1 protein-coding gene (only partly in view) is annotated in these 18903 nt (G+C 64.3%); it reads left to right on the top strand.

Annotated elements, in window-relative coordinates:
• On the top strand, positions 1–18706 hold the 3' portion of the coding sequence (locus ACQRBV_RS25270; protein ID WP_411984690.1) for an amino acid adenylation domain-containing protein. It extends 794 nt beyond the left edge of the window; the window shows 18706 of its 19500 coding nt (coding positions 795–19500); the start codon falls outside the window, past its left edge; the stop codon is at positions 18704–18706.
• Positions 18707–18903 lie beyond the last annotated feature (197 nt).

The following is an 18903-nucleotide window of genomic DNA, read 5'->3' as shown; positions in this document are numbered from 1 at the left end:
GCTGGGCCAGGCTGCGCAACTGGGCAAACCGGTGCCGTACCGCAACTATGTAGCGCAGGCGCGCCTGGGCGTCAGTGAGCAGCAGCACGAAGCGTTTTTCCACGAGATGCTCGGCGACGTCGACACGCCGACACTGCCGTTGGGTCTGGCGGATGTGCAAGGTGATGGGCATTTGCTGCAAGAGGCCGCGCTGACGATCCCGACGACGTTGAGCCAGCGCCTGCGGGCCCAGGCGCGGCAGCAGGGGGTCAGCACGGCCAGCCTGTGTCATCTGGCGTGGGGCCAGGTGCTGGCGGCCGTTACCGGCAATGAGCGGGTGGTCTTCGGCACGGTATTTCTCGGGCGTATGGACAGCGGCGAAGGCGCCGAGCATGCGCTGGGTATGCTGATCAATACCTTGCCGCTGCGAGTGGACATCGGCGAGCAGGACGCACCGGCCGCGCTCAAGGCGACCCATGCACGGCTGACGGCGTTGCTTGGCCATGAGCACGCGCCGCTGGTGCTGGCCCAACGCTGCAGCGGCGTGGCCGCGCCGCAACCGTTGTTCAGTGCCTTGCTCAACTATCGTCATAAAGCGCATGACCTCGCGTCCGAACAGGCCCAAACGGCCTGGCGCGGCATCGAGTTCTTCCACACGGAAGAGCGCAAGCGCACCAATTACCCGCTGACGCTCAGTGTCGATGAACTGGCGGACGGCTTCTCTTTCACCGTGCAGGCGCTGCCGGTGCTGGGCGCGCAACGTTTCTGCGAGCGCATGCACGTTGCCCTGGAACACCTGGTGCAGGCGCTGGAGCAGGGCTCGACGCTCGCGGTCAATCAACTGCCGGTGCTGCCGAGTGCTGAGCGTCGACAGGTGCTTGAAGACTTCAACCAGACCCAGATCGACTACCCACGTGGGTTGACGCTCCACCAGCGTATTGAACAGCACGTGCAGCGCAACCCGCAGGCGGTCGCCGCGGTGTATGACGGACAGGCGCTGTCTTATGCCGAGCTGAACCAGCAGGCCAACCACCTGGCTTTTCAACTGATCGAGCTGGGCGTGCAGCCTGACGACCGCGTGGCCATCTGCGCGCGGCGCAGCCTGGACACCCTGGTCGGGCTGGTGGCGATCCTCAAGGCCGGTGCGGCGTATGTCCCCGTCGACCCGGCGCACCCGCTGGACCGCATCGGCTACTTGCTCGAAGACAGTGCCCCGGTTGCCGTGCTGGTGCAGCCGGACCTGGCCCAGCGTTTACCGACGTTGCAGGTGCCGGTGCTGGAACTCGACAGCCGCCTGCTGCACGGTGCTGCCTGCGGCAACCCACAGGTCGCCGGCCTGACCCCGGCACACTTGGCCTATGTGATTTATACCTCCGGTTCCACCGGTCTGCCCAAGGGCGTAATGGTCGAACATCAGACCGTGGAAAACCTGGTCAACTGGCATTGCGATGCGTTCGACCTGCACGCCGGCAGCCATACCTCCAGCGTCGCCGGGTTTGGTTTCGATGCGATGGCCTGGGAAGTCTGGCCGGCCCTGTGCGTAGGGGCGACCCTGCATCTGCCGCCGGCGGCGCAGGGCAACGAAGACATCGACGCCTTGCTGGCCTGGTGGCAGGCGCAACCGCTGGATGTCAGCTTCCTGCCGACGCCGGTGGCCGAATACGCCTTCAGCCAGAACCTGCAACACCCGACCCTCAAGACCCTGCTGATCGGCGGTGACCGTCTGCGCCAGTTCAGTCAGGCGCAACGCTTTACCCTGGTCAACAACTATGGCCCGACCGAGGCCACCGTAGTGGCGACCTCCGGCGTGATCACGGCAGGGCAGGCATTGCACATCGGCAAGCCGGTGGCCAATGCCCAGGCGTACGTGCTGGATGCACAACTCAAGCCGGTGCCGCTGGGCGTGACCGGTGAGCTGTACGTGGGGGGTGCCGGGGTGGCGCGGGGTTACTTGAACCGTGCACAAATGACCGCCGAACGCTTCCTCAAGGACCCGTTCAGTGCCGACCCGCAGGCGCGGATGTACCGCACCGGCGACCTGGTGCGTTGGCTGGCGGACGGCACGTTGGAATACCTGGGGCGTAACGACGACCAGGTGAAGATTCGCGGTGTACGTATCGAACTGGGCGAGATCGACAGCTGCCTGGCCGCCCATCCTCAGGTGCGTGAAGCGGTGGTGCTGGCCCGTGACGGACGGCTGGTCGCTTATTTCACCGCGCATGACGCGTTGGATGTCGAGAGCCTGCGCGGCTTTGTGCAGGCGCAGTTGCCGGAGTACATGGTGCCGGCCGCCTACGTACGTCTGGAGCATATGCCGCTGACCGCCAACGGCAAGCTGGACCGCAAGGCCCTGCCGGAACCGGACCAGGACGCGCTGCTCAGCCGCAGCTATGTGGCACCGCAGGGCGAGGTGGAACGCACCCTGGCGCAGATCTGGGCCGAGGTGCTCAAGGTCGAGCGCGTGGGGCGGCATGACCACTTCTTCGAGTTGGGCGGGCATTCTTTGCTCGCGGTGGGGTTGGTCAGTCGCATGCGCCAGGCCGGTTTGAATGCCGATGTACGCGTACTGTTCAGCCAGCCGACCCTGGCGGCATTGGCCGCCGCCGTCGGCCAGGGGCGTGAAGTGACGGTCGAGCCCAACCGTATTCAAGCGGATTGCCAACGCATCACCCCGGACCTGTTGCCGCTGATCACGTTGGACCAGAGCAGCATTGATCGGATTGTCGACAGCGTACCGGGCGGTGTCGGCAACGTGCAGGATATCTACCCGCTGGCACCGTTGCAGGAAGGCATCCTTTACCATCACCTCAGCGCCGAACAGGGCGACCCGTACTTGCTGCAGGCGCGTTTCAGCTTTGCCGACGCGCAGCGTTTGCAAGCGTTTGTCCAGGCCCTGCAGGCGGTGATCGATCGTCATGACATCCTGCGTACCGCCATCGTGCTGGAGGGTTTGCAAGCGCCGGTGCAAGTGGTCTGGCGCAAGGCCGAGCTTGATGTGCAAGGCGTATCGGTGGACGCCGCCCACGGGGACGTGCTGGCCCAGCTGGAGCAGCGTTTTGGCGCCCGTCACCACCGCGTGGACCTGGCTCGCGCGCCACTGATGCAACTGGTGTATGCCCAAGACCCGCTCAATCAGCGGGTGGCGGCGATTTTGCTGTTCCACCACATTGCCCTGGACCATACCGCGCTGGAGGTCGTCAGCCAGGAAATGCAGGCCTACTTGCTGGACCCGACAGCCGAGCTGCCGGTGCCGGTGCCGTATCGCAATTACGTGGCCCAGGCCCGCCTGGGTGTCAGCGAACAAGAGCATGAGGCGTTCTTTCGCGAGCTGTTGGGCGACATCGAAGAGCCGACGTTGCCCTTTGGCTTGCAGGATGTGCAAGGCGATGCCCAGGCGATCGAAGAGGCCAGCCTGCGTATCGACCCCGAGTTGAACCAGCGCCTGCGTAGCCAGTTGCGCCACCTCGGGGTCAGCGCCGCCAGCGTGTTTCACTTGGCCTGGGCCCAAGTGCTGGCCGGGGTGACCGGTAAGCAAGACGTAGTCTTCGGCACGGTGCTGATGGGGCGCATGCTCGGTGGCGAAGGGGCGGAGCGGGCGCTGGGCATTTTCATCAACACCTTGCCGCTGCGCATCGATGTGGATGGTCGCGACGTTCGCGCCGGTGTGCGCCAGGCGCACTCGCGCCTGAGCGCGCTGTTGGGGCATGAACATGCCGCGCTGGCCCTGGCGCAACGTTGCAGCCAGGTGCTGGCGCCGTTGCCGTTGTTCAGTGCGCTGCTCAACTATCGCCATAGCAGTGTCGGCGACGGGGTGGCGCAGGCCCAGGCCTGGCAAGGGATGGTAGGGCTCGGCGGCGAGGAGCGCACCAACTACCCGCTGACTTTGAACGTTGATGAATGGGGCGACGGTTTCAGTCTCACGGTGTTGACCCTGCCACAAGTCGGTGCGCAACGCCTGTGCGCTTTTGTGCACCAGGCGCTGGAACACTTGGTACACGCGCTGGAGCATGCCCCCACGACTGCGCTGCAGGCACTGGCAATCCTGCCGGCGGCTGAACGCGAGCAAGTGTTGAGTACCTTCAATACCACGGCACGGGAATACCCGGCGGCACACACCGTCCATGAGGTTTTCGAAGCGCTTGCCGCCGTACAACCGACGGCATTGGCGGCCGTGCATGCCGAGCAACGGGCGACCTACGCCGAACTGAATCTGCGGGCCAACCGCCTGGCGCATCACCTGATCGGTCTGGGTGTGGCGCCGGGTGCCAGCGTGGCGATCCTGCTGGAACGCTCCGTGGACCTGCTGGTCAGCCAGCTGGCAATCAGCAAGTGTGCGGCGGTGTATGTGCCGTTGGACGTCAACGCGCCGTTGGACCGTCAAGGCTTCATGATTGCGGACAGCGGGGCGGCTCTGTTGCTGACGGCAGCCTCGATCAAGGTGCCGGAGGGGGCTCGTCGTCTGGACCTGGACACCCTGGATCTGATTCTCGAGCCGGATCACAACCCGGCGCTGGAGCAATCCGCCGAGACTGCGGCGTACATCATGTACACCTCCGGCTCCACCGGTACGCCGAAGGGCGTGCTGGTGCCGCATCGGGCGATCACACGCCTGGTGATCAACAACGGCTATGCCGATTTCAATCAGCAGGATCGGGTGGCGTTTGCTTCGAACCCGGCGTTTGACGCCAGTACCCTCGATGTCTGGGCACCTTTGCTCAATGGCGGGGCAGTGGTGGTGGTCGATCAGGACACATTGTTGTCCCAAACTGATTTCGCGGCGTTGTTGCAGGAACAAGCAGTCAGCGTGTTGTGGATGACCGCCGGCTTGTTCCACCAGTACGCCGAAGGGTTGTTGCCGGTTTTCCCGCAACTGCGTTACCTGATTGTCGGTGGCGATGTACTCGATCCGAGCGTGATTGCCCGGGTCCTCAAGGACGGCGCGCCCCAGCATCTGCTTAACGGCTACGGCCCGACCGAAGCCACGACGTTCTCGACTACCTATGAGATCACTCGTGCAGACGAGGGCAGCATTCCGATTGGCCGTCCGGTGGGCAACAGCCGTGCCTACGTGCTCGACGCTCGCCAACAACCGGTGCCGGTCGGTGTCACCGGCGAGTTGTACATCGGTGGCCAGGGGGTTGCCCTGGGCTACCTGAACCGGGCTGACCTGACGGCGGAGAAATTCCTCGCCGACCCGTTCAGCGACGGGGCGCTGATGTACCGCACCGGCGACTTGGTGGCCTGGCGTGCCGACGGCACCTTGCAGTATCAAGGGCGTAACGACCAGCAGGTGAAGATCCGTGGTTTCCGCATTGAACTGGGCGAGATCGAAACGCGCCTGAGTGAGCACCCGCAGGTCAAGGACGCGGTGGTACTCGCTCGTGAAGACGAACCGAGGCACAAGCGCCTGGTGGCGTACTTCACCGAGCGTGAAAACGTCGATATCCAATCCTTGCGTGAGCATCTGCAAGCGCAGTTGCCGGACTACATGGTGCCGGCCGCCTACGTGCGCCTGGACAGCCTGCCGCTGACCAACAACGGCAAGGTCGACCGCAAGTCCCTGCCTGCACCGGACCAGGAGGCCCTGCTGAGCCGTGGCTACGAAGCGCCACAAGGTGAAGTGGAAACCGTGTTGGCGCAGATCTGGGCGGAGGTGCTCAAGGTCGAGCAAGTCGGGCGTCACGATAACTTCTTTGAACTGGGCGGCCATTCGCTGCTGGCGGTCAATTTGATTGAACGCATGCGCCAGGCCGACCTCAGCGCCGATGTACGCGTGTTGTTTCGCCAGCCCACCCTTGCGGCGTTGGCGGCTGCCGTCGGCTCCGGGCGTGAGGTGGTTGTACCAGCCAACCGGATTACGCCTGACTGCGCACGCATCACTCCCGACCTGCTACCCCTGATGACCCTGGACCAGGCGAGCATCGACCATATCGTCGCCCAGATCCCGGGCGGCACGGCGAATGTGCAGGATATTTACCCGTTGGCGCCATTGCAGGAAGGCGTGTTGTACCACCATATCCGTGCCGAAACCGGCGATCCCTACTTGCTGCAATCGAGTTATGGGTTTGACAGCCTGGAGCGTTTCCAGGTGTTTATCGAGGTGCTGCAGGCGGTCATCGATCGCCATGACATCCTGCGCACCAGCCTCGTCTGGCAAGGCCTGGAAAACCCGGTGCAAGTGGTGTGGCGCAAGGCCGCGCTGGCGGTGCAGGAAATGCCCGCCGACCCGCACGGCGATGACGTCGTGAACCAGCTGCGTGAGCGTTTCGATGCCCGTCACTATCGCCTGGAACTGACCCAGGCACCGTTGATGCGCATCGTCTATGCCCGTGACGAGGCCAATCAGCGGATCGTCGCGTTGCTGATGTTCCATCACTTGATCATGGACCATACCGCCCTTGATGTGGTGCAACAGGAAATGCACCTGTTGCTGCAGGGTCAGGCCGAACAGCTGAAGCACGCGGTGCCTTACCGCAATTATGTGGCGCAGGCACGTCTGGGCAGCACTGATGCGGAGCACGAGCGGTTTTTCCGCGAGATGCTCAGCGATATCGATGAGCCGACCTTGCCGTTCGGTCTGCAGGATGTGCAGGGCGATGGGCATGGCGTGGGCGAAGCCACACACCTGCTTGATAAAGGCTTGAGCCTGCGCCTGCGCGAACAGGCACGCCAGACCGGCGTCAGCGCCGCCAGCCTGTTTCACCTGGCCTGGGCACGGGTGTTGGGCAGCGTGTCGGGCCGTCGCGAGGTCGTGTTCGGCACCGTGTTGCTCGGCCGCATGCAAGGCGGTGAAGGGGCGGACCGTGGGCTGGGGATGTTTATCAATACCTTGCCGCTGCGAGTCGATGTCGACGCAGTGGGCGTGCGCTCGGCCGTCAAGGCAACCCATGCGCGACTGACGGCGTTACTGGGGCACGAGCATGCTTCACTGGCGCTGTCCCAGCGTTGCAGCGGGGTGCCGGCGAGCGTGCCGTTGTTCAGCGCCTTGCTCAACTACCGGCACACTGGCGTGGTCGAGGACATGGCCGCGCTCGAACAGGTATGGCACGGTATGTACTTCCTGCACGCCGAAGAGCGCACCAACTACCCGATCACCTTGAGCGTCGATGACCTGGGCGAGCAATTCAATCTCAATGCACTGGTGGTTTCGCCGCTGGAGGCGCGCCGTCTCTGTGACTACCTGCTCACCGTTGTGGAGCAGTTGGTGCAGGCACTGGAGCAATCCCCCGATCTGCCGTTCGAGCAATTGTCGGTATTGCCGGCGAGCGAAGTACACCAGGTGCTGGTCGAGTTCAACCCGGCTCCTCGTGCCTACCCCGAAACGCTGACCTTGCACGCGCTGTTCGAAGCCCATGCGGCGGCGGCTCCCCAGGCGCTGGCGGCGGTGCATGGCGAGCAAGCCGTGAGTTATGCGCAATTGAACCGACGGGCCAACCAGTTGGCCCATCACCTGCTCGGCCAAGGCGTGGCGCCCGGCGACCGCGTGGCGATCTTGCTGGAACGCTCCGTGGACCTGCTGGTCAGCCAGTTGGCAATCAGCAAATGTGCGGCGGTGTATGTGCCGCTGGATGTCAACGCGCCGTTGGACCGTCAAGGTTTCATGATCTCGGACAGCGGGGCGGCTCTGCTGCTGACGGCGGCCTCGATCGAGACGCCGCAGGTTGCTCGTCGCCTGGACCTGGATACTCTGGATCTGAGTCTTGAGCCTGATCACAACCCGGCACTGGAGCAATCCGCCGAGACGGTGGCGTACATCATGTACACCTCCGGCTCCACGGGGACGCCAAAAGGCGTGCTGGTGCCGCACCGCGCCATCACGCGCCTGGTGATCAACAACGGCTATGCCGATTTCAATCAGCATGATCGGGTGGCGTTTGCTTCGAACCCGGCGTTTGACGCCAGTACCCTGGATGTCTGGGCGCCATTGCTCAATGGCGGCGCGGTGGTGGTGGTCGATCAGGACACATTGCTATCCCAGGCCGGCTTTGCCGCGCTGTTGCAGGAACAAGCAGTCAGCGTGTTGTGGATGACCGCCGGCTTGTTCCACCAGTACGCCGAAGGATTGTTGCCGGTCTTCCCGCAACTGCGTTACCTGATTGTCGGTGGCGATGTGCTCGATCCGAACGTGATCGCTCGGGTCCTCAAGGACGGTGCACCCCAGCATCTGCTTAACGGCTACGGCCCGACTGAAGCCACTACCTTCTCGACCACCCATGAGATTACGCGGGCAGACGAGGGCAGCATTCCGATTGGTCGTCCGGTGGGCAACAGCCGCGCCTACGTGCTCGATGCGCGCCAGCAACCGGTGCCGGTTGGTGTGACCGGCGAGTTGTACATCGGTGGCCAGGGCGTTGCCCTGGGCTACCTGAACCGGGCTGACCTGACGGCGGAGAAATTCCTCGCCGACCCGTTTAGCGACGGGGCGCTGATGTACCGTACCGGCGACCTGGTGGCCTGGCGTGCCGACGGCACCTTGCAGTATCAGGGCCGTAATGACCAGCAGGTGAAGATCCGTGGCTTCCGCATCGAACTGGGCGAGATCGAAACCCGCCTGAGTGAGCACCCGCAGGTCAGGGACGCGGTTGTACTCGCTCGTCAGGACGAGCCGGGACACAAGCGTCTGGTAGCGTATTTCACCGAGCGTGAAAACCTCGACATCACAGCACTGCGTGACTACCTGTTGGCCCATTTGCCTGACTACATGGTGCCGGCCGCCTATGTGCGCCTGGACAGCCTGCCGCTGACCAACAATGGCAAGGTCGACCGTAAGGCCCTGCCTGCACCGGACCAGGATGCACTGCTCAGCCGTGGCTACGAAGCGCCACAAGGTGAGGTGGAAACCGTACTGGCGCAGATCTGGGCTGATGTGCTCAAGATCGAGCAAGTCGGTCGTCACGACAACTTCTTTGAACTGGGCGGCCATTCGCTGATGGCGGTCAACCTGATCGAACGCATGCGCCGCGCCGACCTCAGCGCCGACGTGCGCGTGCTGTTCAGCCAGCCGACCCTGGCCGCGCTGGCGGCTGCGGTGGGCAGTGGGCGTGAGGTAGCCGTACCGGCCAACCTGATCACGCCCGATTGCGTACGCATCACCCCGGACCTGCTGCCCCTGGCGGACCTGGACCAGGCGGCGATAGACCGCATCGTCGCCAGCGTGCCGGGCGGCGTGGCCAACGTGCAGGATATCTACGCCCTGGCACCGTTGCAGGAAGGTATCCTGTACCACCACATCGCAGCGGAGCAGGGCGATCCGTACTTGCTGCAGTCGCAGCTGGAATTCGACGATATCGAGCGTCTGCAGGCGTTTGCCCAGGCCTTGCAGGCGGTGATCGAGCGCCATGACATCCTGCGCACCGGCGTGGTCTGGGAAGACCTGGCCATTCCCGCCCAGGTCGTCTGGCGCAAAGCCGAGTTGCCGGTACAGGCAGTGGACCTGGACCCGGCCGATGGCGATATTCTCAGCCAACTGCATGAGCGTTTTGATGCCCGGCATTACCGCCTGGAGGTCAGCCAGGCGCCGCTGGTTCGTCTGGTGTACGCCGAAGACCGCGCCAACCAGCGGATCGTGGCGATCCTGTTGTTCCATCACCTGGCGCTGGACCATACGGCCCTGGAGGTCGTCAGCCAGGAAATGCAGGCCAGCCTGCTGGGGCTGTCCGAGCCATTGGCGGCGCCGATCCCGTATCGCAACTATGTGGCTCAGGCGCGCCTGGGGCTCAGTGAGCAGGAGCACGAAGCGTTTTTCCGCGACATGCTCGGCGATATCGAGGAGCCGACCTTGCCGTTCGGTTTGCAGGACGTACAAGGCGAAGGCCATGCCATCCGTGAAGCCTCGCTGGCTCTGGACGCCGATTTGAGCCGGCGCCTGAGGGCGCGGGCGCGGCTGCTGGGGGTCAGCGCCGCGAGCGTGTTCCATCTGGCGTGGGCGAAGGTGCTGAGCAGCGTGTCCGACTCGCGGCAGGTGGTGTTCGGCACCGTCCTGATGGGCCGCATGCAGGGCGGGGACGGCGCTGACCGGTCGCTGGGCATGTTTATCAACACCCTGCCATTGCGGGTCGATATCGAAGGTTTGGGAGTGCAGGCCGCCGTCAAGGCGACCCATGCACGCCTGACTGGCCTGTTGGGGCATGAACATGCCTCGCTGGCCCTGGTACAACGTTGCAGTGGGGTTGCGCAGTCGACCCCACTGTTCAGTGCGCTGCTCAACTATCGCCATAGCCCGGCCGCCCATGCCGGCCTGACGGCCGAGATGGAGCAGGCATGGCGCGGCATGCGCTTCCTGACGTCCGAGGAGCGCACCAACTACCCGGTCAGCCTGAGCGTCAACGACCTGGGCGAAGACTTCAGCCTGGATGCACTGACGGTTGCATCGGTCGATCCGCAACTGATCTGCGGTTACCTCGTGACCCTGCTTGAACAGCTGGTCGATGCTCTGGAGCACGCGCCACAACGGGCGTTGGAGCAACTGTCGATCCTCTCGCCAGCACAGACCCGTCAGTTGCTCTCGGATTTCAACGCCACCGATGCGGATTACCCACGGGATCTGACCGTGGTGCAGATGATCGAGGCGCATGCCTTGCACACGCCACATGCCGTCGCGGTGGTGCTGGGCGACCAGGCGTTGAGCTATCGCGAACTGAACGAACAGGCCAACCAGGTCGCGCATCACTTGCGCAGCCTGGGTGTGCAGGCTGATGCACGCGTCGCCCTGTGCATGGAGCGCAGCCTGGCGATGATTGTCGGGCTGCTGGGCATCCTCAAGTCGGGTGCCGCCTATGTGCCGCTCGACCCCGAGTACCCCGCGCAACGCCTGGCGCTGGCGCTGCAAGACAGCCAGCCGCTGGCGGTGCTGGTCCACGCAGCCACCCGCACGGTGCTGGAGGATTCGGGTGTGGCACAGGTCGACCTGGACGCACTGTCGTTGACCGCACAGCCACGCCACAACCCGGTCGCGGTGGCCGGGCCGAATGACCTGGCCTATGTGATCTTTACCTCCGGCTCCACCGGCCGCCCGAAAGGGGTGATGGTGGAGCATGGTTCGCTGGTCAACCACATCACCTGGCAGACCCGCACGTTTGGTTTTGATGCCAACGAGCGGATCTTGCAACGTACCTCGGTGGCCTTCGACGCCTCCGTCTGGGAGATCTGGACGCCGTTGGCGATTGGCGCGCGCCTGGTGCTGTTGCCGGCGCAAGCCTCGAGGGACGTCGAGCAAATGGCGCAGACCCTGGTGGAACACCAGGTCAGCGTTGCGCAATTTGTGCCAAGCCTGCTGCGCCTGCTGGTGCAACTGCCGGACAGCGGCGTGCGCTGCCGTTACCTGTTCAGCGGTGGTGAAGTGCTGGAGCCGCAACTGGCAATGCAGGCCCGGGCGCTGACCCGCCACGGGATCGTCAACCTGTATGGGCCGACCGAAGCCACCATCGACAGCACGTCGTGGACCTGCGACGGCAGTGCGCCGGTCGAGTCGGTGCCGATTGGCAAGCCCATCGCCAATGCCCGGGCCTATGTGCTCGACGCACGCCTTGAACCGGTGGCGCTGGGTGTGGTGGGCGAGTTGTACATCGGCGGTGCCGGTGTGGCGCGTGGGTATCTGGGCCGCGATGACTTGACGGCCGAGCGCTTCCTGGCGGACCCCTTCACCGGCAACGGGCGCCTGTACAAGACCGGCGACCTGGTGCGTTACCTGGCCGATGGCACGCTGGAGTACGTGCGACGCAATGACGATCAGGTCAAGTTGCGTGGTTTGCGTATCGAATTGGGTGAAATCGAAGCGCACCTGGCGGCGCATAGTTCTGTGCAGGAGGCCGTGGTGTTGGTGCGTGATGAGCGCCTGGTGGCGTACTGCACGCGGCGCGATGCGCAGTCGCAGATCGATATCGAAGCCTTGCGTGAGCATGTGCAGCAGTCTGTGCCGACCTACATGGTGCCGCAGGCCTATGTGGTGCTGGAGGCGCTGCCGCTGAGCCCCAACGGCAAGCTGGACCGCAGGGCGCTGCCGGAGCCGGGCATGGAAGCGGTGATTGCACGGGGTTATGAAGCACCCAGCGGTGCGGTCGAGACCCTGCTGGCACAGCTCTGGGCCGATGTGCTGAAGGTGGACAAGGTCGGTCGCCACGACCACTTCTTCGAACTGGGCGGGCACTCGTTGCTCGCCGTTAGCCTGATCGGACGCATGCGCCAGGCCGGCCTCAACGCCGATGTGCGCGTCCTGTTCAACCAACCGACCCTGGCGGCGCTCGCCGCGGCCGTGGGCAGCGGGCGCGAGATCCAGGTGCCGGCCAACATCATCCCGGCCGGGTGCACGCACATTACGCCGGACTTGCTGCCGCTGCTGACCCTGGATCAGCCGAGCATCGACCGTATCGTCGCCACCGTCGTCGGCGGCGCGGCCAACGTGCAGGATATCTACCCGCTGGCGCCACTGCAGGAAGGCATTCTTTACCACCACATCAGCGCCGAGCAGGGCGATCTGTACGTGCAGCAGGGGCAGTTCGCGTTTGCCGATCTTGCGCGCCTGCAGCAGTTTGCCGAAGCCTTGCAACGGGTTATCGACCGCCACGATGTGCTGCGTACCGGGTTTGTCTGGGAGGGCCTGGAGCAGCCGGTGCAGGTGGTCTGGCGCCAGGCACGGATGGTCACCCGGGCGGTGCAGTTCGATCCGCGCGGCGGCGATATCGCCGCGCAACTGGCGGCGCACGTTGACCCGCGCCGCCATCGTCTGAACGTGACCCAGGCGCCACTGATGCAACTGGTGTACGCCGACGATGAGGCCGGCCAGCGCATTGTCGCCACGCTGCTGTTCCACCACACAATCATGGACCACATGGCGATGGACGTGGTGTGGCGGGAAATGGAAGCGTTCCTGCTCGGCAAGGGCGATGAATTGATCGCCTCGGTGCCTTACCGCAACTACGTGGTGCAGACGCGCCTGGCCAGTCGCGAGCAGGAACACGAGGCGTTCTTTCGCGACATGCTCGGCGATATCGAGGAGCCGACCCTGCCGTTCGCACAGCAGGACGTGCGCGATGACGGCTACGATATCGAAGAGGTCGACCTGACCCTGGACGCCGGCTTGAGCCGACGCCTGCGCGCGCTGACCCGCCAGAATGGCGTCAGCCCGGCCAGCCTGTTCCACCTGGCCTGGGCACGTGTGCTGGGGGTGGTTTCCAGCACTGAGCGGGTGGTGTTCGGCACGGTGATGATGGGCCGCTTGCAAGGCGGTGAGGGCGCCGACCGGGCGGTGGGCATGTTTATCAATACCTTGCCGCTGCGCGTCGATATCAGCGGCCAAGGCGTGCAGGAGGCCGTCAAGGCCACCCATGCGCGTCTGTCGGGCTTGCTCGCCCATGAGCTGGCCTCACTGGCCCAGGTCCAGCGTTGCAGTGCTGTGCCGCAGTCCATGCCGTTGTTCAGTGCGTTGTTCAACTACCGCCATACGCCGGACAATGCTGCTGAAATCACCGAGGCGTCGCGTCGTGCGTGGCAAGGCATGGAGTTGTTACAGGCGCGGGAGCGTTCCAACTACCCACTGACCTTGAGCGTCAACGATTTGGGCGAGGCTTTCAGCCTGAGCGCACTGGCGCTGGCATCGATTGGCGCGCAACGCCTCTGCGAGTACGTGAACCGGGTCGTCGAGCAACTGGTCGAGGCGCTGGAACACGCCCCGCACACCGCGATGAACAGCCTGTCGGTGCTGCCCGCCGAGGCGCGTCGGCAGTTGCTCGAAGGCTTCAACGCCACCCGTGTCGACTATCCCCACGGCCTGACCATTCACCAACGCTTCGAGCAGCAGGTCGAGTTGTACCCGCATACGCTGGCGGCGGTGTATCAGGGCCAAAGCCTGACTTACGTCGAACTGAACCGCCAAGCCAACCAACTTGCGCACCAGTTGATCGAACTCGGGGTGCAACCCGACGATCGCGTGGCGATCTGTGCGCAGCGCAGCCTGGAAATGCTGGTGGGCCTGGTCGCCATTCTCAAGGCCGGTGCGTGCTATGTGCCGATTGATGCGGCGCACCCGGCCGAGCGCCTCAGTTACCTGCTCGGCGACAGCGCACCGGTGGCCGTGCTGATCCAGCCGGCGCTGGCGCAGCGTCTGCCGACCCTGACCGTGCCGGTATTGGAACTCGACAGCCGTCTGTGGCAAGGCCCGTCCAAAGGCAACCCACAGATTGCCGGCCTGACCCAGGCACACCTGGCGTACGTGATCTATACCTCCGGTTCTACCGGCCTGCCCAAAGGCGTGATGGTGGAGCATCGCACTTTGGAAAACCTGGTGAGCTGGCACTGCGATACGTTTGAACTGGGGCACGGCGGCAAGACGTCGAGCGTCGCCGGTTTTGGTTTCGACGCCATGGCCTGGGAAGTCTGGCCGGCCTTGTGCGTAGGGGCGACCCTGTATATGCCGCCGGCCCATGAGGGCGGTGAAGACATCGATGCGCTGCTGCAGTGGTGGTTGGCGCAACCGCTGGATGTGAGCTTCCTGCCCACCCCAGTGGCCGAATATGCCATCAGTCAGGACCTGCAACACCCGACGCTCAAGACCCTGTTGATCGGTGGCGACCGCTTGCGGCAGTTCAACAAGCCGCAGCGTTTCAACCTGATCAACAACTACGGCCCGACCGAAGCCACGGTGGTGGCGACCTCCGGGCGCGTTGACGCCGGGCAGGTGCTGCATATCGGCAAGCCGGTGAGCAATGCCCAGGTGTATCTGCTCGATGAATACCAGCAGCCGGTCCCCCTGGGAGTCGCGGGTGAGTTGTACGTGGCGGGTGCCGGGGTGGCCCGGGGTTACCTGAACCGCCCAGAGATGACCGCCGAGCGCTTCCTCAAGGATCCTTTCAGTGCGGATCCGCAGGCGCGCATGTACCGCACCGGCGACCTTGCGCGTTGGTTGGAAGACGGTACGCTCGATTACCTGGGCCGTAACGATGATCAGGTGAAAATCCGCGGCGTGCGTATCGAGCTGGGTGAAATCGAAACCCGCCTGAGCGAACAGGCCGGCGTCCGCGAAGCCGTGGTGCTGGCCCGTGACGGACGCCTGGTGGCGTATTTCACCGAACAGGCGGCGCTGGATATCGACACCCTGCGCAGCGGTTTGCAAGCGTGCTTGCCGGAGTACATGGTGCCGGTCGCCTATGTGCGCCTGGACCACCTGCCGCTGACCGCCAACGGCAAGCTGGACCGCAAGGCACTGCCGGAGCCGGATCAGGACGCGATGCTCAGCCGCGGCTATGAAGCTCCGCAGGGCGAGGTGGAAACCACCCTGGCGCAGATCTGGGCCGAGGTGCTCAAACTGGAACAGGTGGGTCGCCACGACAACTTCTTCGAGCTGGGCGGGCACTCGTTGCTGGCCGTGGGCCTGGTGGAACGTATGCGCCAGGCGGGCTTGCAGGCGGATGTGCGCGTGCTGTTCAGCCAGCCGACCCTGGCCGCCCTCGCGGCGGCGGTGGGCGCCGGCAACGAAGTGGCGGTACCGGCCAATCGCATCGACATCGGTTGCACCCGGATCACTCCGGACCTGCTGCCCCTGGCCACGCTGGATCAGGCAAGCATTGACCGGATTGTCGCCAGTGTCCCGGGCGGAGTGGCCAACGTGCAGGACATCTATGCTTTGGCGCCGTTGCAGGAGGGCCTGTTGTATCACCACATCAGCGCCGAACAGGGTGACCCGTACCAGCAACATGCGCTGTTCGCGTTCGACAGCCGCCAGCGGCTGGACCGGTTCGCCCAGGCGCTGCAACACGTGATCGGCCGTCATGACATCCTGCGTACCGGGCTGTTCTGGGAGCAACTGGAGGTGCCGGTGCAGGTGGTCTGGCGCGAGGCTCCGCTGGCGATGGACGAACTCGTCCCACAAGCGGGTGAGGTGCTGGCGCAGTTGCGTGAGCACTTCAGCCTCGGCCGCCACCGCATGGATATCCGCCAGGCACCGATGATGCACCTGGGGTTTGCCCATGACCCGCAGCATCAGCGTTGGATCGGCATGCTGTCCTTCCACCACCTGGTCAACGATGCGACCTCCATGGGCGTGCTGGTGGCGGAAATCGAAGCGCACATGAGCGGGCGCGAGCAGCAACTGGGCGCTTCGGTGCCGTACCGCAACTATGTGGCGCAGACCCGCCAGGGCAAGGACCGCGCCGCCCATGAAGCGTTTTTCCGCGAGATGCTCGGCGACGTCGACGAACCGACGCTGCCGTTCGGCGTGCAGCGCATCGACAGTGAGCGAGATGCCACCGATGAGGTCGATCACTGGCTGGGCGCTGCCTTCAGCCAGCGTCTGCGGCGCCAGGCACGGCAGTTGGGGGTGAGTGCCGCCACGCTGTATCACTGGGTCTGGGCCCAGGTCATCGGCGCGGTGTCAGCCCGTGATGACGTGGTGTTCGGCACCGTATTGCTCGGCCGCCTGCAGGCCGGTGACGGCGCCGAGCGTTCGCTGGGGATGTTCATCAACACCTTGCCGCTGCGCGTGCGCCTGAAGGATGAAAGCCTGACGGCGGCGGTCAAGAACACCCATGCGGCCTTGAGTCAGTTGATGGCTCACGAGCATGCGTCGCTGACGTTGGCGCAACGTTGCAGTGGCGTGGCCGCGCCGGCACCGTTGTTCAGTGCCTTGCTCAACTACCGTCATGCCTCGGCCAGCGTCAGTGAGGCCAGCCGCGTCGCTTGGGACGGCATCGAGATGCTCGCCAACGAAGGGGTCAACAGTTATCCGCTGATTCTCTCGGTGGATGACGTGGGCGAGGACTTCCGGGTCAGTGTCCTGGCGCCGCGCTCAGTGGGTGCGCAGCGGGTCTTGGGCTACGTGTGCACGACGTTGGCCGGGCTGGTCGAGCAGTTGGAACAGGCGCCGCATTCGGCAGCCAATCGCCTGTCGATCTTGAGCAGCGATGAGCGCCGGCAGTTGTTGCAGACGTTCAACGATACGGCGCGGGGCTACCCGCAATTGCAACCGCTGCATCAGGTGTTTGAGGCATGGGTACAAGCGCATCCGCACGCCCTGGCGGCGTCGCACGGCCAGCAACAGGTCAGCTATGCCGGGCTGAACGCACGGGCCAACCGCCTGGCCCATCATCTGATCGGCCTGGGGGTAGCCCCCGGTGACCGCGTGGCGATCCTGCTGGAACGCTCGGTGGACCTGCTGATCAGCCAGCTGGCAATCAGCAAGTGTGCGGCGGTGTATGTGCCGCTGGACGTCAACGCGCCGTTGGACCGTCAAGGCTTCATGATCTCGGACAGCGGGGCGGCTCTGCTGCTGACGGCGGCCTCGATCAAGGTGCCGGAGGGGGCTCGTCGCTTGGACCTGGACAGCCTGGATCTGAGTATCGAGCCGGATCACAACCCGGCACTGGAGCAATCCGCCGAGACGGCGGCGTACATCATGTACACCTCCGGCTCAACGGGTACGCCGAAGGGCGTGCTGGTGCCGCACCGGGCGATCACACGCCTGGTGATCAATAACGGCTATGCCGATTTCAATCAGCATGACCGCGTGGCATTTGCTTCGAACCCGGCGTTTGACGCCAGTACCCTGGATGTCTGGGCGCCTTTGCTCAATGGTGGGGCAGTAGTGGTGGTCGATCAGGACACGCTGCTGTCCCAAGCCGATTTTGCTGCGCTGTTGCAGGAGCAAGCAGTCAGCGTGTTGTGGATGACCGCCGGCTTGTTCCACCAGTACGCCGAAGGATTGTTGCCGGTCTTCCCGCAACTGCGTTACTTGATTGTCGGTGGCGATGTACTCGATCCGAGCGTGATTGCCCGGGTCCTCAAGGACGGAGCACCGCAACATCTGCTTAACGGCTACGGCCCGACCGAGGCAACGACGTTCTCGACTACCCATGAGATTACGCGGGCAGACGAGGGCAGTATTCCGATTGGTCGTCCGGTGGGCAACAGCCGTGCCTATGTGCTCGACGCTCGCCAACACCCGGTGCCGGTTGGTGTAACCGGCGAGTTGTATATCGGTGGCCAGGGGGTTGCCCTGGGCTACCTGAACCGGGCTGACCTGACGGCGGAGAAATTCCTCGCCGACCCGTTCAGCGACGGGGCGCTGATGTACCGCACCGGCGACCTGGTAGCCTGGCGTGCCGACGGTACCTTGCAGTATCAGGGGCGTAACGACCAGCAGGTGAAGATCCGCGGTTTCCGCATTGAACTGGGCGAGATCGAAACGCGCCTGAGTGAGCACCCGCAGGTCAGGGACGCGGTAGTACTCGCCCGTCAGGACGAGCCTGGGCACAAGCGTCTGGTTGCCTACTTCACCGAACGTGAAGCGCTGGATATCGAAGTGCTGCGCGCCTATCTGCAAGCGCAGTTGCCGGAGTACATGGTGCCGGCGGCCTATGTGCGCCTGGACAGCCTGCCGCTGACCAGCAACGGCAAGGTCGACCGCAAGGCCTTGCCGGCACCGGACCAGGAGGCGTTGCTCAGCCGCGTTTACGAGGCACCCCAGGGGCCGACGGAAGTGGCCCTGGCGCAACTGTGGGAGAAGGTACTCAACGTCGGGCAGGTGGGGCGCCATGACCACTTCTTCGAGTTGGGTGGGCATTCATTGTTGGCGGTGAGCCTGGTCGAGCAGATGCGCAAGCAAGGGATGGACGCTGACTTGCGCGTGTTGCTCGCTCAACCGACGCTGGCTGCAATGGCCGCGGCGGTGGGGCAGGTCGAGCATGTGGTCGTGCCGCAATCGAGCGTGCCCACGTTCGAGCGCAAACGTCGGATCTGATCGACACACGCCTGGCAGACCGACGCGGGTGAACCGCGCCGGTCTGTCGGGCGTGCGCGTTTTTGACAGTCACGTGTCACCCCTACGTTGTCCCTGCTTCCTATGACATACACCTTTGCGTGGATGTTTTAGTTTTCCAGCCCTGTGGGAAGCCCTGGGGCACGCATTCAACCCATCACTTTTTGAACCTGACGGCG

The sequence above is a fragment of the Pseudomonas sp. R11F genome, assembly GCF_050312575.1.
GTDB lineage: Bacteria > Pseudomonadota > Gammaproteobacteria > Pseudomonadales > Pseudomonadaceae > Aquipseudomonas > Aquipseudomonas palleroniana.
The sequence above is the reverse complement of the archived record's forward strand: the minus strand, read 5'-3'. Positions and strand labels throughout refer to the sequence as shown.